At 71.3% G+C, this 20,345-nt stretch carries 20 protein-coding genes and 1 pseudogene; 15 read left to right on the top strand and 6 right to left on the bottom strand.

Translation table 11 applies throughout. From position 1 onward, the window contains the following. The first annotated feature begins 205 nt into the window (after positions 1-205). On the top strand, positions 206-802 hold the full coding sequence (locus ABZ896_RS03955) for a TetR/AcrR family transcriptional regulator (RefSeq protein WP_360921441.1): 597 nt from the start codon (positions 206-208) through the stop codon (positions 800-802). Between the two features lie 9 nt (positions 803-811). On the opposite strand, the gene ABZ896_RS03950 is transcribed toward ABZ896_RS03955, so the two are convergent. Next, positions 812-1,417, bottom strand: coding sequence for a TetR/AcrR family transcriptional regulator (locus ABZ896_RS03950; RefSeq protein ID WP_360921437.1), 606 nt, complete (start codon positions 1,415-1,417; stop codon positions 812-814). Between the two features lie 65 nt (positions 1,418-1,482). Between ABZ896_RS03950 and ABZ896_RS03945 the strand changes: the two genes are divergently transcribed. Then, positions 1,483-2,313 (top strand): SDR family oxidoreductase, encoded by an 831-nt coding sequence (locus ABZ896_RS03945; RefSeq protein WP_360921434.1) that lies wholly within the window; start codon positions 1,483-1,485, stop codon positions 2,311-2,313. An 18-nt stretch (positions 2,314-2,331) separates the two neighbouring features. Here ABZ896_RS03945 and ABZ896_RS03940 read toward each other — a convergent pair whose 3' ends face one another. After that, positions 2,332-2,925 carry an XRE family transcriptional regulator gene (locus ABZ896_RS03940; protein WP_360921431.1) on the bottom strand — a complete coding sequence of 198 codons (594 nt, stop codon included), beginning with the start codon at positions 2,923-2,925 and terminating at the stop codon, positions 2,332-2,334. A gap of 234 nt (positions 2,926-3,159) precedes the next feature. On the opposite strand from ABZ896_RS03940, the pseudogene ABZ896_RS03935 reads away from it, so the two are divergent. From ABZ896_RS03935 to ABZ896_RS03910, 6 genes and pseudogenes are all read left to right on the top strand, one after another. Beyond that, positions 3,160-3,330, top strand: a pseudogene (locus ABZ896_RS03935) (cytosine permease); the annotation flags it as partial. A gap of 31 nt (positions 3,331-3,361) precedes the next feature. Beyond that, on the top strand, positions 3,362-4,474 hold the full coding sequence (locus tag ABZ896_RS03930) for a cytosine permease (RefSeq protein WP_360921458.1): 1,113 nt from the start codon (positions 3,362-3,364) through the stop codon (positions 4,472-4,474). 26 nt (positions 4,475-4,500) lie between these two features. Continuing rightward, entirely contained in the window at positions 4,501-5,340 is an 840-nt protein-coding gene (locus ABZ896_RS03925) for a 2-oxoglutarate and iron-dependent oxygenase domain-containing protein (protein WP_360921455.1), read from the top strand. A 155-nt stretch (positions 5,341-5,495) separates the two neighbouring features. Further along, positions 5,496-6,551: a 2-oxoglutarate and iron-dependent oxygenase domain-containing protein gene (locus ABZ896_RS03920; RefSeq protein ID WP_360921428.1), complete on the top strand. Its 1,056-nt coding sequence runs from the start codon at positions 5,496-5,498 to the stop codon at positions 6,549-6,551. Between the two features lie 40 nt (positions 6,552-6,591). Continuing rightward, positions 6,592-7,497, top strand: a complete 906-nt coding sequence (locus ABZ896_RS03915) for a HipA family kinase (protein ID WP_360921425.1) — start codon at positions 6,592-6,594, stop codon at positions 7,495-7,497. Then, positions 7,494-7,772, top strand: a complete 279-nt coding sequence (locus ABZ896_RS03910; protein ID WP_360921422.1) for a SelT/SelW/SelH family protein — start codon at positions 7,494-7,496, stop codon at positions 7,770-7,772. Before ABZ896_RS03915 ends, ABZ896_RS03910 begins: the two co-directional genes overlap by 4 nt. A gap of 3 nt (positions 7,773-7,775) precedes the next feature. Here the strand turns inward: ABZ896_RS03910 and aceB are convergent, their stop codons facing one another. Both aceB and ABZ896_RS03900 read right to left on the bottom strand, forming a co-directional pair. Continuing rightward, positions 7,776-9,401, bottom strand: coding sequence for a malate synthase A (gene aceB / locus ABZ896_RS03905; RefSeq protein WP_360921419.1), 1,626 nt, complete (start codon positions 9,399-9,401; stop codon positions 7,776-7,778). A 134-nt stretch (positions 9,402-9,535) separates the two neighbouring features. After that, positions 9,536-10,135: a nucleotidyltransferase family protein gene (locus ABZ896_RS03900; protein WP_360921416.1), complete on the bottom strand. Its 600-nt coding sequence runs from the start codon at positions 10,133-10,135 to the stop codon at positions 9,536-9,538. A 205-nt stretch (positions 10,136-10,340) separates the two neighbouring features. Between ABZ896_RS03900 and ABZ896_RS03895 the strand changes: the two genes are divergently transcribed. Beyond that, positions 10,341-10,625: a DUF5955 family protein gene (locus tag ABZ896_RS03895; RefSeq protein WP_360921413.1), complete on the top strand. Its 285-nt coding sequence runs from the start codon at positions 10,341-10,343 to the stop codon at positions 10,623-10,625. 195 nt (positions 10,626-10,820) lie between these two features. After that, complete coding sequence (locus ABZ896_RS03890; protein WP_360921410.1) at positions 10,821-13,790, top strand: caspase family protein; 2,970 nt, start codon at positions 10,821-10,823, stop codon at positions 13,788-13,790. Between the two features lie 9 nt (positions 13,791-13,799). Here the strand turns inward: ABZ896_RS03890 and ABZ896_RS03885 are convergent, their stop codons facing one another. Beyond that, positions 13,800-14,597, bottom strand: a complete 798-nt coding sequence (locus ABZ896_RS03885) for an IclR family transcriptional regulator (RefSeq protein WP_360921407.1) — start codon at positions 14,595-14,597, stop codon at positions 13,800-13,802. A gap of 276 nt (positions 14,598-14,873) precedes the next feature. Here ABZ896_RS03885 and allB point away from each other — a divergent pair, with 276 nt between their 5' ends. The 4 genes from allB (at position 14,874) to ABZ896_RS03865 (ending at position 18,624) form a co-directional block, all read left to right on the top strand. After that, positions 14,874-16,211, top strand: a complete 1,338-nt coding sequence (allB, locus tag ABZ896_RS03880) for an allantoinase AllB (RefSeq protein ID WP_360921404.1) — start codon at positions 14,874-14,876, stop codon at positions 16,209-16,211. A 47-nt stretch (positions 16,212-16,258) separates the two neighbouring features. Further along, entirely contained in the window at positions 16,259-17,374 is a 1,116-nt protein-coding gene (alc, locus tag ABZ896_RS03875; protein WP_360921402.1) for an allantoicase, read from the top strand. A 93-nt stretch (positions 17,375-17,467) separates the two neighbouring features. Then, complete coding sequence (locus ABZ896_RS03870) at positions 17,468-18,094, top strand: dihydrofolate reductase family protein (protein ID WP_360921399.1); 627 nt, start codon at positions 17,468-17,470, stop codon at positions 18,092-18,094. Positions 18,095-18,237: 143 nt separating this feature from the next. Further along, the gene (locus ABZ896_RS03865; RefSeq protein ID WP_360921396.1) at positions 18,238-18,624 is read left to right on the top strand and encodes a ribonuclease domain-containing protein; all 387 of its coding nucleotides are present in this window, start codon (positions 18,238-18,240) and stop codon (positions 18,622-18,624) included. Between the two features lie 88 nt (positions 18,625-18,712). On the opposite strand, the gene ABZ896_RS03860 is transcribed toward ABZ896_RS03865, so the two are convergent. Beyond that, positions 18,713-18,910, bottom strand: coding sequence for a hypothetical protein (locus tag ABZ896_RS03860; protein WP_360921393.1), 198 nt, complete (start codon positions 18,908-18,910; stop codon positions 18,713-18,715). 169 nt (positions 18,911-19,079) lie between these two features. Here ABZ896_RS03860 and ABZ896_RS03855 point away from each other — a divergent pair, with 169 nt between their 5' ends. Continuing rightward, complete coding sequence (locus ABZ896_RS03855) at positions 19,080-20,342, top strand: histidine kinase (RefSeq protein WP_360921390.1); 1,263 nt, start codon at positions 19,080-19,082, stop codon at positions 20,340-20,342. Positions 20,343-20,345 lie beyond the last annotated feature (3 nt).

Below are 20,345 nucleotides of genomic sequence, written 5' to 3'. Positions count from 1 at the left end.
GCGGGGCCGCCGCAGAGCAGGGTCACCTGGTGGCCCAGCCGGGTCAGTCCGTCGGCGAGCCGGTCCACGAGCAGCTCGGAGCCGCCGGCGGCGGGCCCCTGGTGGTGAGAGGGGCTCTGGACCGGTGTCTGCGAGAATCGCCCGGTGACCAGAATCCGCCGTCGGCCGTGCGCCGGCACCGCGCCGACGCGGAGGCGCTGACGCGATGCCCAAGATCAGCGCGGCCAATCTCGCGGAGCACCGGGACCGCACCATGACCCGGCTGCTCGACGCGTTCGAGGCGGTGGTCGAGGAGGACGGCTTCGCCGACCTCACGCTGGCCGGGGTCGCCGAGCGGGCGGGCGTCGCCCGCAACACCGTCTACAACTACGCGAAGGACAAGGACGCGCTGCTCGTCGCGGTCGTCGAGCGGGCCATCCGCGGCGTCATCGCGGACCTCGACGCCCGCACGCGCCCCTACGCGAGCACGGAGGACGAACTCCGCGCCGTGATCGACCGTCTGCTCGCGGGCTTCGCGGGCGGCGCCCTGCGGCTGCTCACCCTGCAGGGCCTCCAGGGCGGTCCTTCCCGTGTGGACACCGCACTGCCGTCGGCCGAGCGGCTGCGGGCACGTATCGAGGACGTCGTACGCCGTGGCATCGACAACGGCGAATTCCGGCCGGTCGACGACGTCGCCCTGACGGTCGCCATGATGGCCGGTGTGCTCTCGGCCGCCGTGCAGGTGCTGGGCCGCAGCGACCGGACCCTGGCACATGTCTCCCGCGAGGCCAAGACGGTGATCCTGCGGGCCCTGCGCGCCTGACCCGGGTGATCAGTCGCGGGCGCGCAGTCCGGCCAGCAGTGTCTGGAGCAGGTTCTCGACGCGCGTGGCCGACGTGGTGGCCGTGTGGGTGAGGAGTTGGTACAGCACGGAGCCGATCAAGGCGTCGGCGACGGCCTCCAGGTCGGCGTCGGCCCGGAACTCGCCGCTGTGCACTCCCTCGCGCAGACAGTCCACGACGGCCTGGTGCTGCGCGCGGGTGTGGCGCCGGTAGAGGCTCTCCGCGGCGTGCGGGCTCTCGGCGGCGGCAGCGGTCAGGGCGAGGATCATCGCCGCGTGGTGCGGGTCGCCGGCCGCGGCGGCGTAGGCCCGGCACCAGTCGGTCACCTGCCCGGCCACGTCGGCCGTGTCCGAATGGGACAGCCGCAGGTCGGGAGCGAGAGCGAGGGCGGCGTGGGCCACGGCGTCGCCGACGAGGGCCGCCTTGGACGGCCAGCGGCGGTAGAGCGTGGGCTTGCCGACCCCGGCCGCGGCGGCGACCTTCTCCATCGACAGACCCGCGTAGCCGTCCCGCAGCAGGGCCTCCCGCGCCGCGTCGAGGATCGCCTCGTCCCGGCCCTCGTCCCGGGGCCGCCCCCGCCGCCGTACCTCGGTCATGAACGGCATCCTACGAGACGTACACTTCAATTACGAAACGTATCGTAACGAAATGAGGAGCGGTCATGAACGCGGACGTCGTAGTCGTCATCGGGGTGGGCGGAATGGGGCAGGCCATAGCCCGCCGTCAGGGGCCCGGCAGAAAGGTGCTGCTCGCGGACTTCGACGAGGAGACGCTCGCCTCCGTCTCGGACCAGCTGCGCGGCCAGGGGCACGACGTCGTCACACGGGTCGTGGACGTCGCCTCGCGCTCCTCGGTCGCGGCCCTCGCGGACGCCGCGCGGGATCTCGGCCGGGTCGTCCAGGTCGCGCACACGGCCGGTCTCTCGCCCGTGCAGGCACCCCCGGCCGCCGTCCTCAAGGTGGACCTGCTGGGCACGGCGCTGGTGCTGGAGGAGTTCGGGCGGGTGATCGCGTCCGGCGGCGCCGGTGTCGTGATCGCCAGCATGGCCGGTCACCTGCTGCCCGTCCCGCTCGGCCCGGAGGAGGAGCGGGCGCTCGCCCTGACGCCCGCCGACGACCTGCTGGACCTGCCCTTCACCAACCCCGAGTCCCTGGGGCAGGGCGCCTACAGCCTGGCCAAGTACGGCAACCGGCTCCGGGTCCAGGCGGCCAGTACCGCCTGGGGGGAGCGCGGAGCCCGCGTCAACTCCATCAGTCCCGGTGTCATCGCCACCCCCATGGGCCAGGAGGAACTCGACGGCGAGAACGGCAGGATGATGCGCGCCATGATCGCCGCGTCCGGGACCGGCCGCCTGGGCACCCCCGACGACATCGCCGAGGCCGCCGCGTTCCTGCTCGGCCCCGGCGCCGGCTTCGTCACCGGGACCGATCTGCTCGTCGACGGGGGTGTCGTCGCGGCCGTACGCGCGGGGCGGCTCGCTGCGAGGGCCTGAGGCGCCTTCCGGGGGGCCTCAGTCGCGCGAGGGATGCGCCAGGCTCAGGACCACATGGGCGGGCTCGTCGCCGTCGAGGTGCCAGCGGTGGCGCATCGACGCCGGGTGGGAGATGAAGTCCCGCGGGCCCAGCTCGTGCACACCGCCGCCCTCCAGTTCGACCCGGATACGGCCCGTCACGACGAACAGGCCGAGTTCTCCTTCCAGTTCGAACCACTCCTCGATGTACTCGCCCGGCCGGATCTCGTACTCGACGATCTCCAGCGCGCTGTCGGGACGCATCAGCAGCGCCCGGCCGACCGCCGCGTCCGGGCGGGCGGCGACGGGCAGGCGATCGCCTTCGTCCGCCCGGACGACGGTGACCGCCCGCTCCTCGGCCGGCGGCAGCAGCGCGCCGGGCAGGACACCGAGCGCCTCGGCCAGCCGGTAGGTCGTGATCATCGAGGGCGTGGAGACCCCGCGCTCCACCTGACTGAGGAAGGGCTGGCTGATCCCGGCGGCCGCCGCCAGTGCGCGCGTTGACAGCCCTGACTTATTACGCAGGGCCTTCACCTGCTCGCCGACCCGACGGGCCAGAAGGGCCTCGTCGAGCCGGGTGGGGTCGCTCGACATCGACGTACCGCCCTCCTTGTCTACGACGTTAACGTCGCCGTTACGCAAAACGATTGCTGTGGAAACTCGGAATCGCCGTAATCGATAAGTGAGGACATTCAAGACGTCCATCGGTTCCGATGTGGCGAGTCCTCTGATCCTACCGTCGTGAGCGTGTGAGGAGTGGCGGCCGTGCTACCCGGATCCGAGGTCATCCCCGACGAGCCGATAACCCCGAGCAGTCGGCACAAGCTGATGGAGCAGCACTCGATCGACGTCGTCCCGCCCGCTGAGCGCCGCGGACGGGTACGCCACCTGGGGCTGCTGTGGAGCGGCATGGTGCTCAACGTCTTCACCGTCGTCTACGGCGCTCTCCTGATCAGTCTCGGCCTGTCGCTGTGGCAGGCCGCCCTGGCGATCGTCCTCGGCAACCTGACCTGGATCGTCACTCGCCAGCCTGCCCGGCCCCCGCGCGGGCACGACCACCTTCATGGTCAACCGCACGATCATGGGCGTCCCCGGCAACCGGCTGCTGGCGCTGTTCAACTGGCTGATGCAGGTCGGCTACCAGGTCCTGGACACCGTACTGATGGCGCTGGCGGCGACCTCGCTGCTGGGCCTGGCCGACGTCCGGGTCTCCGAGTGGGGCCAGGTCGGCGTCATCGTGCTCTTCTCCGCGGTGCAGAGCACCCTGCCCCTGATGGGCCACGCCCTGATCACCAGGGTGCTGAACCTGCTCGCGGCGCCCTTCGCGGTCGTCTTCCTGCTCCTTGCCTGGCTGACCGCCGACCGCTTCGACTACGTCTCGACCCAGCCGTCCACCCTGTCGGTCTTCCTCGGCGGTGTGGCCCTGATCGCCTCCGCGAGCGGCCTGGGCTGGACACCGAACGCCACCGATCTCTCCCGGTATCTGCCCGCCGACACCAAGCCGAGCCGGGTGGTTGCCGCCGTCGCTCTCGGCGGGGCGGTGCCGCAGATCCTGCTGATGGTCACGGGCGCCTGCGTGGCCACGGTCACCCCGGCCGCGAGCGACCCGGTCAGCGGTCTGTCGGGGACCTATCCCACCTGGTTCATCGTGACCTACCTGGTGCTGCTCATCGTCCAGTTGGCGGCCCTCAACGGCGTCAACTGCTACTCCAGCGGACTCACCCTGCAAGCCGCGGGCCTCCCGTTCAACCGCTGGCAGGCCGTTCTCCTGGACACCGTGGTGTGCACCGTCCTCGCCGCGGTCGTCACCCTGTCCGGCGACTTCTACAGCGCGGTCAGCGACTTCCTGCTCTTCTCGATCGTCTGGTTCGCGCCCTGGTCGGCGATCTACGTCCTCGCCCATCTCCTGCGCCGCGGCGACCACGACCTCGGCCACCAGCCGCGCACCTGGACCGCCGGGCTCACCGCGCAACTGCTCGGCATGACCGCCTCCGCGCTCTGGCTCGTCACCGGCGTCTGGAGCGGCTGGCTGGCCCACCTCACCGACGACACCGACCTGTCCGTCCTCGCCGGGCTCCTCGTGGGCGGCGGCTGCTACTGGCTGCTGGCCCGGCGGACCGAACGCACAGTACGCACAGCCTGACCCCACATCCGAACGGAAGGCACGCCATGGCAACTCCCGACATCCCGCTCATCGACATCTCCGCCTGGCGCACGGGCGGCACGGCCCAGCGCGAACGGCTCGCCGAGCGCCTCGACCGGGCCATGCGGGACTCCGGCTTCTTCCTGGTCTCCGGCCACGGCATCCCCCCGGAGCTGCTCGCCGGCATCCGCTCCGCGGCCGGGCGGTTCTTCGCGCTGCCGCGCGAGGCCAAGGCGCGCTACCGCACCCACGTCGGCGGACGCGGCTGGATCGCCAAGGGGGACGAGGCCAACTCCTTCTACGGCGTCGACGCGGACCCCGCCAAGGCGGATCTCAAGGAGACCTTCACGGCGGGCCGTGACCACACCACCTCAGACACCGCACTCGACGCCCAGTGGTTTTTGCCCAACGTCTGGCCCGCGGAGGTGCCCGAACTCGCCGTGCTCGGCGGGCGGTGGGCGGACGCCGCCCGTAAGCTCTACGACGACCTCCTGGAGATGCTCGCGACCGCACTGCGGCTGCCCGAGCACTTCTTCCGCGACCGGACCCGGAACTCGCCGCACACCTTCAACATCAACCGCTACCCGGCCATGGACGAGGTGGGCACGGCGCAGGACGGGCAGTTCCGCGTCGCCCCGCACACCGACTGGGGGATGCTGACGATCCTCGACCGCCAGACCGGCTACGGCGGCCTCCAGGTACAGCCGCTCGACGGCGACTGGGCCGAGCCCCCTACGTCGAGGGCGCCTACACCGTCAACATCGCCGACCTGCTGGCCCGTTGGACGGGAGACCGCTGGCGTTCCACCCGCCACCGCGTCCTGCCGCCGCCCGCGGAGGCGCCCGCCGAGGAACTCATCAGCCTGATCATGTTCATGGAGGCCGATATGGACCAGACCATCGAGCCGTTCGCTCCTCCCGTCGGAGGCGGCGCCTGCTACGAGCCCGTCCTCGCCGCCGACTACTTCACCGAGCGCGCCCTGGCCGCGACGGTCGCGTAACGACACCCCTGAGGAGACAGCATGTCCCGCCTTCCTTTCGCGGTCCCGGTCGTCGACATCAGCGCCTACACCCACGACGGCACCGCGGAGGCCAAAGCCCTGGTCAGCCGGCAGATGGACGCCGCCTGCTCGACGGTGGGCTTCGTCCAGGTCCTCGGCCACGGCATCCCGGACGACGTCGTCGACGGCCTGAAGAAGGCCATGGACGCCTTCTTCGCCCTCCCGCCCGAGGTCAAGAAGTCCTACCGCGTCGAGGGTGCCAACCGCGGCTACAGCCCGCCCAGGAGCGAGTCGCTGAGCCTGAGCCTCGGCGTCGAGTCGGCCAGCCGCATGAACGACTTCTTCGAGGCCTTCAACATCGGCACCGAGGCCCGCTCGTTCACCCATCTGGACCTGTCGGAGGACGACTACGGCATCAACGTCTGGCCCGACCTCGACGGTTTCCGCGCGAAGACCGAGGCGTACTACGCGCAGGCCGGCCGGGTCGCCCGTACCCTCACCACGGTCTTCGCCGACGCCCTCGGCCTGCCGCACGACTTCTTCGCCTCCCTCACCGACCACTCGGTCGACGTGCTCCGGATGAACCACTACGCCCTGCCGGAAGGCACGGTCACCCTGGACGGCGACCTGACGGGCATGGGCGAGCACACCGACTTCGGCCTCGTCACCGTGCTCTGGGCGGACCAGGTCGCCGGCCTCCAGGTCCTGAGCGGTGACGGCGTCTGGCACGACGTGGCTCCCACCGACGGCGCCCTGCTGGTCAACCTCGGCGACCTCACCGCCCGGCTGACCAACGACCGCTGGATGTCCACCCTGCACCGGGTCAAGCCGCCGATCGTCGACGGCACCATCCGGCGCCGCCGCTCCGTCGCCTACTTCCACGACGGCAACATCGACGCCGTCGTCTCCACGCTCCCCAGCCACCTCGACGCCGACGACGGCCTCGCCTACGAGCCCATCCTGATCCGCGACCACATCAAGGCCAAGCTCGCCGGCTCCCGCCAGGGCAAGGCCAACACCGCCGCGGTCCGTGAGGCGGCCCGCGTGCTGGCCGCGGCCGACGGCGACCCGTCGTAGGCACGCGCACTCGATCACCCGCGGTTACTATGGTCACTTCATGCTGAGAGAAGTCACCGCGACCCGCTACGTGACCCCGCTGCGCTCCGGCGGCTCCGTCCCCGGAGTCATGGAGGCCGACGACCTGGGCACGTACGTCGTCAAGTTCACCGGCTCCGCGCAGGGCCGCAAGGCGCTGGTCGCCGAGGTGATCGTCGGCGAGCTGGCCCGGGCGCTCGGGCTGCGCTTCCCCGAGCTGGTGCTGGTGCACTTCGACCCGGAGATCGCCGCGAGCGAGCCCCACCAGGAGGTCCGGGAACTCCACAGCGCCAGCGCGGGCCTCAACCTCGGCATGGACTACCTGCCGGGCGCCGCCGACTTCAGCCCCGAACTCGCCAAGGTGTTCCCGGTCGACCCACTGGAGGCCGGGCGGATCGTCTGGCTCGACGCGCTCACCGTCAACGTCGACCGTACGGTGCACAGCTCGAACCTCATGGTCTGGCCCACGCTGGGCGTCGCGCCCCCGCGCCTGTGGCTGATCGACCACGGAGCGGCCCTCGTCTTCCACCACCGCTGGGACGGGTCCGACCCGACGAAGGCGTACGACTTCCGCCACCACGCCCTCGGCCACTACGCCCCCGACGTCCGGGCCGCCGACGCGGAGCTGGCGCCCAAGGTGACGGAGGAGCTGCTGCGCGGGATCGTCGCCGAGGTCCCCGACGCCTGGCTCACCGACTTCGCGACCGCGGACGAGGCGCGCGAGGCCTATGTGACGTACCTCCACGCGCGCGTGAAGGCCTCCGGGACCTGGCTGCCCACGGACTTCCCCTCCCGGGAGGAACTCGCCGCCGAGGAGGCCCTCCGGGCGGCGCGGACTCAGCAAGGCCGGCCCAAGTGGCTGAAACAGGTCCCCGACCTGCACGGCAAACCGGCCGCGGAACAGGATTGGTCGGTGCACCTCGGATGAGCGGTCGTGTCGAGATCGAGTACTGCACCCAGTGCCGCTGGTTGCCGCGGGCGGCCTGGCTGGCGCAGGAGCTGCTCACGACCTTCGAGGCGGAGCTGACGGAACTGGCGCTGAAGCCCGGCACCGGCGGCGTCTTCGTCGTCCGCGTCGACGACGAGGTCGTCTGGGACCGCCGGGAGCAGGGCTTCCCGGAACCCACGGCCGTGAAGCAGGCCGTACGCGACCGAGTGGCCCCGGGAAAGTCCCTGGGCCACTCGGACAAGGCGTCTTCGTGAGGGTCAGCCCTTGAGCTGCTCGTACGCCGGAAGGGTCAGGAAGTCCGCGTAGTCCTCGTCCAGGGAGACCTGGAGGAGGAGGTCGTGGGCCTGCTGCCAGTGGCCCGCCGCGAACGCCTCCTCGCCCAATTCCGCGCGGATGCCCGCGAGTTCCTCCGCGGCGACCTCGCGGGCCAGCTCGGGCGTGGCCTTCTCGCCGTTCTCGAACTCGACGCCCGCGTTGATCCACTGCCAGATCTGCGAGCGGGAGATCTCGGCGGTCGCCGCGTCCTCCATGAGGTTGAAGATGGCGACCGCGCCGAGCCCGCGCAGCCACGCCTCGATGTAACGGATGCCCACCTGCACGGCGTTGACCAGACCGGGGTACGTCGGCTTCGCCTCCAGCGAGTCGACCGCGATCAGGTCGGCCGCCTCGACGTGGACGTCCTCGCGCAGCCGGTCCTTCTGGTTGGGCCGGTCGCCGAGGACCTTGTCGAAGGACTCCATGGCGATCGGGACCAGGTCGGGGTGGGCCACCCAGGAGCCGTCGAAACCGTCGCCGGCCTCACGGTCCTTGTCGGCGCGGACCTTCTCGAAGGCCACCTTGTTGACCTCGGCGTCCCGGCGCGAGGGGATGAAGGCCGCCATGCCGCCGATCGCGTGCGCACCGCGCTTGTGGCAGGTGCGGACGAGGAGTTCGGTGTACGCGCGCATGAACGGGGCCGTCATCGTGACCGCGTTGCGGTCCGGGAGGACGAACTTGGCGCCGCCGTCACGGAAGTTCTTCACGATGGAGAACAGATAGTCCCAGCGGCCCGCGTTCAACCCCGAGGCGTGGTCGCGGAGTTCGTAGAGGATCTCCTCCATCTCGTACGCCGCCGTGATCGTCTCGATCAGCACGGTCGCGCGGATCGTGCCCTGCGGGATACCGCAGTACTCCTGCGCGAAGACGAACACCTCGTTCCACAGCCGGGCTTCGAGGTGAGACTCGGTCTTGGGCAGGTAGAAGTACGGGCCCTTGCCGAGGTCCAGCAGCCGCTGCGCGTTGTGGAAGAAGTAGAGGCCGAAGTCGACCAGGGCGCCCGGCACTTGGGCGCCGTTCGCGTCGACCAGGTGCCGCTCGTTGAGGTGCCAGCCGCGTGGGCGCATGACGACGGTGGCGAGCTCCTCGTCGGCCTTGAGGGCGTACGACTTGCCGCTGGTGGAGTCCGTGAAGTCGATGTTCCGGGTGTACGCGTCCGCCAGGTTGACCTGCCCCAGGACGACGTTCTCCCACGTCGGCGCGGAGGCGTCCTCGAAGTCCGCGAGCCACACCTTGGCACCGGAGTTGAGCGCGTTGATGGTCATCTTGCGGTCGGTGGGGCCGGTGATCTCGACCCGGCGGTCGTTCAGGGCCGCGGGGGAGGGGGCCACCTTCCAGGAGTCGTCGGCGCGGATCGCGGCCGTCTCCGGGAGGAAGTCCAGCGTGGAGGTGCGGGCGATCTCGGCACGGCGCTCGGCGCGGCGGGCGAGGAGCTCGTCACGCCGGGGCGTGAACCGGCGGTGCAGCTCGGCCACGAAGGCGAGGGCCGCCTCGGTGAGGACCTCCTCCTGCCGGGGCAGCGGCTCGGCGTCGACGATGGCCAGCGGGGACGGCGCTGGTGCGGACATGAGCGGTCACTTCTCCTTCAACGGGCCGGAGCCGCCCGGCGCGGGCGGTTCCGTGCCGGAGGCTGTGAGTGGATAGTAGTTTCCTTATCGTGGAAGTTCAATGATTTGTTGATGTCGAGATTCTCCGGATCGAGTCATTCCAGGTGCCGGAGATCGTCGAGCGTGTCGATGTCGTACGCCTGGGCCACGTCCCCGCACTCGACCAGCGTGAGCGCCTCCCGGTGCTCCCTCAGATACACGCGTGCCCCTCGGTCGCCGGTCGCAGTCGCGGCGATCCCGGCCCAGTGGGCGCGGCCGAACAGGACGGGATGGCCGCGGACACCGTCGTAGGCCGCCGCGGCGAGCGAGGCAGGGCCGCCGAAGGCCGCGAGGACCCGCCGTACCGCCTCCGGTCCGATGCCCGGCTGGTCCACCAGCGAGACCACGACGGCCAGCGCCCCCGTCCCGGCCAGCGAATCCAGCCCGGCCCGCAGCGACGACCCCATGCCCTCGGCCCACTCCGGGTTCTCCACCACTACGCAGTCGTCGAGCCGCGCCCGCTCCCGTACGGCCGCCGCGGCGGCGCCCAGGACCACATGGACCCGGGTGCAGCCGGCGGCGCGCAGGACGCCGACCGCGTGTTCGACGAGCGGTCGGCCCCGGTGTTCGAGCAGGGCCTTGGGGCGGCCGCCCAGCCGCCGCCCGCCGCCCGCGGCCAGCAGCAGCCCGGCCACCTGCTCCTCGTTCTCCGTCATGCCTCCTGCATACCTGACGTACCGGCGTACGCCGGGTTTTCAGGGGCTGAATTTCGGTCCGTACGGTGGCGCCCGGCGCACTCCGTGGCGTTTACTGACCCGCGTCCCCTGGCGCCTGACCGACGCCGCGGGAAGTTCACGATGCTGTGGCGCACGAAGGCGTGCGAGGGGGAGAGCTGTGTTGCGGAGCGTAGGGCAGAGGCCAGTGACCGGCATCGACGAGGACCCGAGAGTGGCGGAGCTGCGGACCGCGGTGTCCCGGCTGCGCCGCGAACTCGCCGCGCACCCCGCGGAGTTCCCCGACCGCGGCATCGCCGAGGACGAACTCGCCGCGCTGGCCGCGATGACGATCGACGGCGCCCCCGAAATCCCGCGCCTGCGAAGGTCGTTGCTGCTCATCGCCGGGGCGATCGGCTCGGTGAGCGCGCTGTCGCGGGGACTGACGGACGTACGCAACGCGGTGGAGCTGTTCGGGGAGCCGCGCCGCTGAACCCGCCGTGGGCTCCGCCCGCTGCCCGTCAAGCGAGGGTGACGTCTTCGGCGAAAGGCTGTCATCAGACGTGACCGAGCGCCACACTGTGCGTACACCGCGTGTGCGGCCGTACGGTACGGGGGTGCCCATGAGCACGACGGACCGGGCGAACAGACCCGGAGAACCAGCAGAGTTGGAAGCCTGGCGTCCGGCATGAGCCGCCGTCTCGCGCTGTTGGTCGCCACGTACGAGCACGACGATCCGGGACTCGGTCGCCTCACCGCCCCCGCCCATGACGCCGAGGCGCTCGCCGAGGTACTGCGCGACCCCGCCGTCGCCGGTTTCGACGTCACCCTCCTCGTCAACGAACCGCACTACCGCGTCGGCGAGGCGGTCGGCGAACTCTTCGACGGCCGGCGCAGCGACGACCTCGTCCTGCTGTACTTCACCGGCCACGGCCTCAAGGACGAGGACGGCCGGCTGTATCTGGCGATGCGCAACACCCGCCGCGGCAGCCTGCTGTTCACCTCGCTCCCCGCCGAGCAGGTCGACCAGGCCATGGCCGGCAGCGAGTCGCGCCGCCAGGTCCTGATCCTGGACTGCTGCTACAGCGGCGCGTTCCCGGCGAGGCGCCTCGCCAAGTCCGCCCCGGGGGTGCACACGCTCGAACGGTTCCAGGGCCGCGGCCGTACGGTCCTGACCGCGTCCGACGCCATGCAGTACTCCTACGAGGGCGACCGGCTCAGCGGCTCCGCCGTCCAGTCGGTCTTCACCCGGCACCTGGTCACGGGGCTGCGGGAGGGCGCCGCCGACCTGGACGGCGACGGCGACATCACCCTCGACGAGCTGTACCGCTACGTCCACGACCGGGTGGTCGACGAGATGCCGCAGCAGCGGCCCAAGCGCCAGGACAACGTCGAGGGCCGCATCGTCATCGCCCGCAACGTCCACTGGAACCTCCCCTCCCACCTCCGCAACGCCCTGGACAGCCCCGTCCCCGACGACCGCCTCTCCGCCCTGGACGGCCTCGCCCGCCTGCGCCGCGTCGGCAACGAGACGGTGCGGGCGAAGGTGGCCGACCAGCTCGAACTCCTGGCCCGGGACGACAGCCGGCGGGTGTCGGCGGCGGCGGGCGAGTTGCTGGGGCGGGAGGTGGAGGCGGTCGTGGAGCCTGCGGCGGTCGACGAGCCGCAGGTGCCGGAGGCCGACGTCCTGGTACCGCGCTCCGAACACCCGCCTGTGGCACACCTGTTGAAGGAACTGCTCCTGGGGCCTGTCCGCAGTGCGGTGCCGCGCGTCCGAACGGCCGGGTACGCGTTCGGTCTGCGAGGCGCGGCAGGTCTACTGGCCCTGCTCGGTTCGGTGTTGATGATCCGCGGGCTGCTGTACGACGTCGGCGGGTCCCCTTCGACGTTCGGCGCGGCGGTGCGGGACGGCATCGGCTGCTACGTCGTCGGCATGTCCGCGGTCGCCCTGGTCGCGGCCGTTCTCCTGATCGTGCCGAGGCTGCGGGGACCGGCCGGGCCGGGTGTACTGCTGGGAGCCGCGGCCGCATCCCCATGGGGCCTGGTGTTCTTCATCGAGCAGGCGACCGGCGGCTACGTCTCCTCCACGGACTCCGCCCGACTGCAACTCGCCGGTCACGCGGCGCTGTTGGTGGGCGCTGCCGTCGCCGTGGCCGTACTGGTACGTGACGGGGAAGCCGCCCTCGATCTCCGCCCGCCCCAGGGCCTCCGAAGCTGGGTGCTGCTGGGCGCGGCGTGCGGCGCGGTCCTTCTCGGCGCGGTGGCGTCGGTGCTCCTGCTGCACCAGATGGCGGGGCTGCGGCAGATCAACCCGAACCGCCAACTCGCCTACTGGTTCCACGCGTTCTTCGCCGCCGGCCTGACGCTGGCGGTCGTCCCGCTGGGTGCGGCGGTCGTCGCACCCCGCCGCCTCGGACACGCCTTCCTGCTCGGCTGGGCGGCGGTCACGTTCGCGGTGACGGCATCGACGTACATGTGGCTCGGTGAGTTCTACGAGCCCTTGAGGAATGTCCTGTTGGTCGCGGCCGCACCCGTGGCGTTGGCTCTCCTCGTGACCGCTCTGGCGCGTTGGGGCCGGACCGTCGAGGGACCGATGCGGCGGCCCCGATGGCAGGTGCTGGTGGCGGTTCTCGTGGTCCTCCCCGCCCTGTCCGTGGGCGGCGGGATCCTCGGGAGCCGCACGGCGGACCGTACGGCGGTGACCCCGCTGGATGTCGTTTACGCCGAGGACGGCAAGAGCCTGTACTTCACCACCGAGTTGTACTGGGCAGCGGCCAAGGACCCCCTGAAGCGCCCGGGATGGATCAGCGTCCTCGACGCGTCGAACGGCCGGACGATCAAGGGCCCTGTCAGGCTCGCCTCGCCGGCCTCGGAGGTGGTGCCGGGCGATGGCGGCGGTTACCTGTATCTCGTGCAGCCCGCGAGCCGCACGATCACTGTGTTCGCCACGCAGGAGATGGAACCGGTGGGCACACCCCTGCGCCCGGGCGGCACGCCGGTCGGGATCGAGATCGCCCCGGACCAGCGCGCCTGGGTGCTCAGCAAGGACCCCGACGAGGCCGTGGCCCTCGACACGCGCACGAACGAGGTGTCCGGCCCTCGCATTTCCCTGGGCAAGGACTGGATCGACGCCACGGTGAGCCATGACGGCCGACGCCTCTACGTGGCCCGGGGCACGTCGATCTCGGTGATCGACACGAGCACCGGCAAGGCCGTCGGCGCACCGATCGGCGTCGGCGGCAGACCCATGGCGCTCACCGTGGACCCGGCCGACGGCGTACGCCTCTACGCGGTCGTGGAGACGGGCGATCGCGCACAGGACCATGAGCGCGGGGCCGTGGTGGCCCTGGACACCGAGAGCGGCGTGGTGCAGGGCATGGCCGACGTGCCCAGCGCCTTCGGGCACAGGATGGTCGCGAGCCATGACGGCCGGCGCCTCTATGTCATCAACGACCTCTTCGGCAACGGCGACGTCTCCGTCGTGGACACCAGGACGATGACGGCGCTGGCGGGCACGGTCGACCTGGACCAGACCCCCATGTCCGTAGCGATCTCCCCGAACGGCGACCGCGTCTGGCTTGCCCTCTACAAGGGCCTTGCGTCCTTCCGGACCGCCGACCCGCACTCCGTCTCGCACTTCACCGTCGAGACCCCCTGAGAAGAGCCCTCAGGCCGCCGTACCGCCCGAACTCGCCAGCGCCTCCGACAGTTCCACGGCCACCTGCTGGAGCACCGGCACGATCTTGTCCGTCGCCGCCTCCGTGACCCGCCCCGCAGGGCCCGAGATGGAAATGGCCGCGGCGGTGGGGGAGTTGGGGACGGAGACGGCGAGACAGCGCACCCCGATCTCCTGCTCGTTGTCGTCGACCGCGTAGCCCTGGTCTCGGACGCCCACGAGCGCCGCGAGGAAGCCGTCCGGCGTGGTGATCGTCTTCTCCGTCGCGGCCGGCATACCGGTACGGGAGAGCAGCGCGCGCACCTCGTCGTCGGGGAAGCCGGCGAGCAGCGCCTTGCCGACGCCCGTGGAGTGCGGCAGGACACGCCGGCCGACCTCGGTGAACATCCGCATCGAGTGCTTGGACGGCACCTGGGCGACGTAGACGATCTCGTCGCCGTCGAGCAGCGCCATGTTCGCCGTCTCGCCGGTCTCCTCGACCAGGCGGGCCAGGTAGGGGCGGGCCCAGGTGCCGAGCAGCCGGGAGGCGGACTCGCCGAGGCGGATCAGGCGCGGGCCGAGGGCGTAGCGGCGGTTGGGCTGCTGGCGGACGTAACCGCAGGAGACCAGCGTGCGCATCAGGCGGTGGATGGTGGGCAGCGGCAGCCCGCTGCTCGCGGAGAGCTCGCTGAGGCCGACCTCGCCGCCCGCGTCCGCCATCCGCTCCAGCAGATCGAAGGCGCGCTCGAGGGACTGGACCCCGCCGCCGGACTTGGCGGAGTCGGTGGTGCTGGCGCTGGACGTCGGCACGGCGCGTTCCTTTCGGGGCTGCCTTTCGGGCCTGGCAGGAGGGCAGAAGCCTACCCGGCGGTCGGTTGACTCCCCGCTGGTGCGTAGCTACGTTCTGCTTGCCGGAATTCTAATTCCACCTTATGGAAACGTCCAGAGTGTGGGCGGTGGACGCCCTGGGGGAAGTGTGCCCTTGACGGCGCGGGAGCGGGAGTGAAGACTCCTTCAACAGAAAGTTGAATTCCGTTACGCGGAAGTTAAATGGCGGCGCCGCCATTCGACAGGAGAGGGGACCGGGTGTCCGACGCTGAACTGGTGCTGCGCTCGACGCGCGTCATCACACCCGAGGGAACACGCGCCGCTTCGGTCGCGGTAGCGGGCGGCAGGATCACGGCCGTCCTCCCGTACGACGCCCCGGTCGCCGACGGCGTCCGGCTGGAGGACCTCGGCGATGACGTCCTGCTTCCGGGCCTGGTCGACACCCACGTGCACGTCAACGACCCGGGCCGCACCGAGTGGGAGGGCTTCTGGACCGCCACGCGCGCGGCGGCGGCCGGCGGCATCACCACGCTCGTCGACATGCCCCTCAACTCCCTCCCGCCGACCACCACGGTCGACCACCTCCGTACGAAGCAGGCGGTCGCCGCCGACAAGGCCCACATCGACGTCGGCTTCTGGGGCGGCGCCCTGCCCGACAACGTCAAGGACCTGCGCCCGCTGCACGAGTCCGGTGTCTTCGGGTTCAAGGCCTTCCTGTCCCCGTCCGGCGTGGACGAGTTCCCGCACCTGGACCAGGACCAACTCGCCCGCTCTCTGGCCGAGATCGCCTCCTTCGACGGCCTGCTCATCGTGCACGCGGAGGACCCGCACCACCTGGAGACGGCCCCGCAGCAGGGCGGCCCCAGGTACGCCGACTTCCTCGCCTCCCGGCCAAGGGGCGCCGAGGACACGGCGGTCGCCCAACTCATCGCCCAGGCCAAGCGGTTGGACGCGCGTGTGCACGTCCTGCACCTGTCCTCGTCCGACGCGCTGCCGCTGATCGCCGCTGCGAAGGCCGAGGGCGTCCGGATCACCGTGGAGACCTGCCCGCACTACCTGACCCTGACCGCCGAGGAAGTCCCCGACGGCGCCAGCGAGTTCAAGTGCTGCCCGCCCATCCGCGAGTTGGCCAACCAGGACCTGCTGTGGCAGGCGCTGGCCGACGGCACCATCGACTGCGTGGTCACCGACCACTCGCCGTCGACGGCCGACCTGAAGACGGACGACTTCGCGACGGCGTGGGGCGGCATCTCGGGTCTGCAGCTGAGCCTGGCCGCGGTGTGGACCGAGGCGCGGAAGCGGGGGCACTCGCTCGACGACGTGGTCCGCTGGATGTCCACGCAGACCTCGGAGTTGGCCGGTCTCGACCGCAAGGGCGCCATCGAGGCGGGCCGCGACGCCGACTTCGCCGTCCTCGCCCCGGACGAGACCTTCACCGTGGACCCGGCCGAACTTCAGCACCGCAACCGCGTCACGGCGTACGCGGGCAAGACCCTGTACGGCGTCGTGAAGTCGACGTGGCTGCGCGGCGAACGCATCGTCGCGGACGGCGAGTTCACGGAGCCGAAGGGGCAACTGCTGGCCCGTACCCCTTGATTCACACCCGCACCCGCAGCGGCCGAACACCCGAAAGGACCCTCTCCGTGACGGCGATCCCCAGCTTCACCGGCGACGCGAACCCCTACGGCGGCGGTGACCCGTACGCGGACTACCGCACCGCCGACCTCCCCTTCACCCACCTCGCCGACCTCGCCGCCCGCGGGCTCGGCGCCGGGGTCATCGCCGCCAACGACGAGTTCTTCGCCCAGCGCGAGAACCTGCTGCTGCCCGGACGCGCCGAGTTCGACCCCGAGCACTTCGGGCACAAGGGCAAGATCATGGACGGCTGGGAGACGCGCCGCCGCCGCGGTGCCTCCGCCGAGCACCCGTGGCCCACGGCCGAGGACCACGACTGGGCGCTGGTCCGGCTCGGCGCCCCGGGCGTCGTCCGCGGAATCGTCGTCGACACCGCCCACTTCCGCGGCAACTACCCGCAGGCGGTCTCGGTCGAGGGCACCTCGGTACCGGGCTCACCGTCCCCGGAGCACCTCCTCGGCGACGACGTGAAGTGGACGACGCTGGTCCCGCGCACCCCGGTCGGCGGCCACGCGGCCAACGGCTTCGAGGTGTCGGTGGAGCAGCGCTTCACCCACCTCCGCGTCAACCAGCACCCCGACGGGGGCATCGCGCGGCTGCGCGTGTACGGCGAGGTCGTACCCGATCCCGAGTGGCTGGCGGTCCTCGGCACCTTCGACGTGGTCGCCCTGGAGAACGGCGGCCGGGCCGAGGACGCCTCGAACCTCTTCTACTCACCGGCGAGCAACACCATCCAGCCGGGCCGCTCGCGCAAGATGGACGACGGCTGGGAGACCCGGCGCCGCCGCGACCGGGGCAACGACTGGATCCGCTACCGCCTGGCGGCCCAGTCCCAGATCCGGGCCCTGGAGATCGACACGGCGTATCTGAAGGGCAACAGCGCGGGCTGGGCCTCCGTGTCCGTGCGGGACGGCGAGGACGGCGACTGGCGCGAGATCCTCCCGCGCACCCGCCTCCAGCCCGACACCAACCACCGCTTCGTCCTGCCGACACCCGCCGTCGGCACGCACGCGCGCGTGGACATCTACCCGGACGGCGGCATCTCGCGCCTGAGGCTCTTCGGCTCCCTGACGGACGCCGGTACGGCGGAGCTGGTGGCGCGCCACCAGGAACTGGGCGGCTGAGCGCAAGTCCGTGCGGGCGTGGCGATGAGTTGCGGGTGCCGGTGAGGTCTGACCTCCTGACAGCAGACCTCACCGCAGGAAGAAGGCACCCTCATGGGCAAGCTCGTCTCGCAGATCTTCGTCAGCCTCGACGGCGTCTACCAGGGCCCCGGCGGTCCCGAGGAGGATCCCCGGGGAGGCTTCCGGCAGGGCGGCTGGGTCGTGCCGTACAACGACGAGGACTTCGGCCGCTTCGTCACCGAGGTCTTCGACGGCGTCGGCGCGTTCCTCCTCGGCCGCCGTACCTACGACATCTTCGCCGCGTACTGGCCGAGGATGACCGACCCGGCCGACCCCATCGCCTCGAAGCTCAACGCCCTGCCGAAGTACGTCGTCTCCTCCACCCTCACCGACCCGCAGTGGTCCGGCACGACCGTGGTCGCCGGCGACCTCGCCAAGGAGATCACCGCGCTCAAGGAGCGCACCGAGGGCGAGATCCAGATCCACGGCAGCGGCGCCCTTGTCGGCTCCCTGCTGGACCTGGGCCTCGTCGACACGCTCCACGTGATCACCTTCCCGGTGGTCCTGGGCACCGGTCACCGGCTCTTCAAGGAGGGCGCCGCGCCGACCGCCTTCCGGCACGCCGGCGGCCGGATCACCTCCACAGGCGTCTCCATCCAGTCGTACGACCTGGCGGGCCGCCCGGAGTACGGCAGCTTCGCCCTCCCCGAGAACGGGTGACCGCCCCGCCGCGCCCCCTGCCGTCCGGTGCTCGTGAAGACGCCGGGCGGCAGGTTAACTTCCCGAAAACTCATCGGACTTGACGGGAAAATCTGCAGAGTTGTCATTGACATGCCACTGTCTACGCGCGTCATCATGAGGGCATGAGATTCCCCCCACGTATCACCCGCATCGGTGCCGCGGCCGCCGTCCTCTCCGCCCTGCTGGTCGGCGGAACCGTCACCGCCACTCCGGCGGCCGCCGCTGTCGGCAGCATCTGCTACAGCGACCTGCCCTCCCAGGCGTACGACACCCTCGACCTGATCGCTCAGGGTGGCCCCTACCCGTACTCCCAGGACGGCACCGTCTTCCAGAACCGCGAAGGCGTCCTGCCCAGCCAGTCGACCGGCTACTACCACGAGTACACCGTGATCACGCCGGGCTCCTCCACCCGCGGCGCGCGCCGCATCGTCACCGGTGAGGAGTACCAGGAGGACTACTACACGGCGGACCACTACGCCACGTTCGACCTGGTCGACTTCGACTGCTGAGCCCCCCACGGCCCAGCCCGAGGAACGGCGCCCGACTCGCCCCGCGGCCTCCCCCACACCGGCCGCGGGGCGAGCCTGTTCCCGCGCGTCAGCCTCTACGGCTCTCCGCCGCGGCGAACAGGGCGAACGTCAGGACGACGAGGGCGAGGCTCGCGTAGAGCCCGTAGCCGTCCAGGAAGCCGATCCGCTGGACCAGTCCGATGTGCCAGTCGGTGAACTCGTGCAGCAGGCCCATCACATCCTGGACCAGGGCGAGGACTCCCAGGAACTCCAGCAACCGCTTCATGGGGAGAGCCTCGCCGCAGGCCCCGCCCGCCCGCATCGGCCGCGCGGCGGGCGTCCGTTCACCGAAGGACCCGGTGCCCGCGGCCCGCCCCGCCGAAAGTCTGCGGCGCCGCTACTTTGGTCGCCGATGCCGTCCGCGCGGAGGTGCCCCGGGCCGTCACTGCGTAGATTTGTCGAACGTGAGTGTTGACGAGACGGTGGCCGAACCGCCGGCCTTCCCCCGGCGGCGACGGTGGCTGCTGCCGTCCGCCGTGATCCACGAGTTCGACCCCGACCCCGCCCGTTCCGGACGGCGGCCCCGGCGCACCGCGCGCGACTGGATCGTCGACTTCTCCTGCTTCCTGGTGGCCGTGGTCATCGGCATGATCGGCGCCGACGCGGTGTCGCAGAACCCGCATGTGTCACAGACCGCCGCCGACCTCGACCAGCTCATCGGCGTGCTCGCCTGCGCCGCCGTGTGGCTGCGCAGGCGCTGGCCGCTCGGCCTGGCCGTGGCCTCGGTCCCGCTCGGGGTGGTCTCGGACACCGCGGGCGGCGCCTGTGTGATCGCCCTGTTCACGCTCGCCGTGCACCGCCCCTTCCGGTACGTGGCCTGGGCGGCCGGTGTCAGCATCGCCCTGGTTCCGCTCACCTACCGGCTGCGCCCCGACGCCGACCTGCCGTACGTGGTGGTGGTCGTCCTCTCCGTGCTGCTGATCGGTGCGATCGTCGGCTGGGGCATGCTCGTACGGGCCAAAAGGCAGCTCATGTTCAGTCTGCGCGACCGCGCCCGGCGCGCCGAGACCGAGGCGCGGCTGCGGGCCGAGCAGGCGCAGCGGCTCGCCCGCGAGGCCATCGCGCGCGAGATGCACGACGTCCTCGCGCACCGGCTCACCCTGCTCAGCGTCCACGCGGGCGCCCTGGAGTTCCGCCCCGACGCGTCCCAGGAGGAGATCGCGCGGGCGGCCGGCGTGATCCGGGAGAGCGCCCACGAGGCGCTCCAGGACCTGCGGGAGATCATCGGCGTGCTGCGGGCGGGCGAGCAGGACGACACCGGGCGCCCGCAGCCGACCCTGGCCGGGCTGGACACCCTGGTGGCCGAGTCCCGCGAGGCCGGCATGAAGGTCGCCCTGGACAACCGCGTCGCCGACCCCGCCGCCGTCCCCGCCTCCGTCGGCCGCACCGCCTACCGCATCGCCCAGGAGGGCCTCACCAACGCCCGCAAGCACGCCCCCGGTACGGAGGCCACGGTCACCGTCTCCGGCGGCCCCGGCGAGGGTCTCGTCCTGACCGTCCGCAACCCCGCCCCCGAGGGCGACGTACCGCCCGTCCCGGGCTCCGGCCAGGGACTGATCGGCCTCACCGAGCGCGCGACGCTCGCCGGGGGCCGCCTGGAGCACGGGCCGGAGGCGGACGGGGGGTTCCAGGTGCGGGCGTGGCTGCCGTGGGGGTGAGCC

The organism is Streptomyces sp. NPDC047072 (assembly GCF_040643855.1).
In the GTDB taxonomy this organism is placed as follows: Bacteria; Actinomycetota; Actinomycetes; order Streptomycetales; family Streptomycetaceae; genus Streptomyces.
Note: the sequence above shows the minus strand (reverse complement) of the source record. Positions and strands in the feature narration are given on the sequence as shown.

Coding starts and splice junctions, on each gene's coding strand:
- ABZ896_RS03955 (WP_360921441.1), top strand. CDS start 206: ATGCCCAAGATCAGCGCGGCCAATCTCGCGGAGCACCGGGACCGCACC.
- ABZ896_RS03950 (WP_360921437.1), bottom strand. CDS start 1,417: ATGACCGAGGTACGGCGGCGGGGGCGGCCCCGGGACGAGGGCCGGGAC.
- ABZ896_RS03945 (WP_360921434.1), top strand. CDS start 1,483: ATGAACGCGGACGTCGTAGTCGTCATCGGGGTGGGCGGAATGGGGCAG.
- ABZ896_RS03940 (WP_360921431.1), bottom strand. CDS start 2,925: ATGTCGAGCGACCCCACCCGGCTCGACGAGGCCCTTCTGGCCCGTCGG.
- ABZ896_RS03925 (WP_360921455.1), top strand. CDS start 4,501: ATGGCAACTCCCGACATCCCGCTCATCGACATCTCCGCCTGGCGCACG.
- ABZ896_RS03920 (WP_360921428.1), top strand. CDS start 5,496: ATGTCCCGCCTTCCTTTCGCGGTCCCGGTCGTCGACATCAGCGCCTAC.
- ABZ896_RS03915 (WP_360921425.1), top strand. CDS start 6,592: ATGCTGAGAGAAGTCACCGCGACCCGCTACGTGACCCCGCTGCGCTCC.
- ABZ896_RS03910 (WP_360921422.1), top strand. CDS start 7,494: ATGAGCGGTCGTGTCGAGATCGAGTACTGCACCCAGTGCCGCTGGTTG.
- aceB (WP_360921419.1), bottom strand. CDS start 9,401: ATGTCCGCACCAGCGCCGTCCCCGCTGGCCATCGTCGACGCCGAGCCG.
- ABZ896_RS03900 (WP_360921416.1), bottom strand. CDS start 10,135: ATGACGGAGAACGAGGAGCAGGTGGCCGGGCTGCTGCTGGCCGCGGGC.
- ABZ896_RS03890 (WP_360921410.1), top strand. CDS start 10,821: ATGAGCCGCCGTCTCGCGCTGTTGGTCGCCACGTACGAGCACGACGAT.
- ABZ896_RS03870 (WP_360921399.1), top strand. CDS start 17,468: ATGGGCAAGCTCGTCTCGCAGATCTTCGTCAGCCTCGACGGCGTCTAC.
- ABZ896_RS03865 (WP_360921396.1), top strand. CDS start 18,238: ATGAGATTCCCCCCACGTATCACCCGCATCGGTGCCGCGGCCGCCGTC.
- ABZ896_RS03860 (WP_360921393.1), bottom strand. CDS start 18,910: ATGAAGCGGTTGCTGGAGTTCCTGGGAGTCCTCGCCCTGGTCCAGGAT.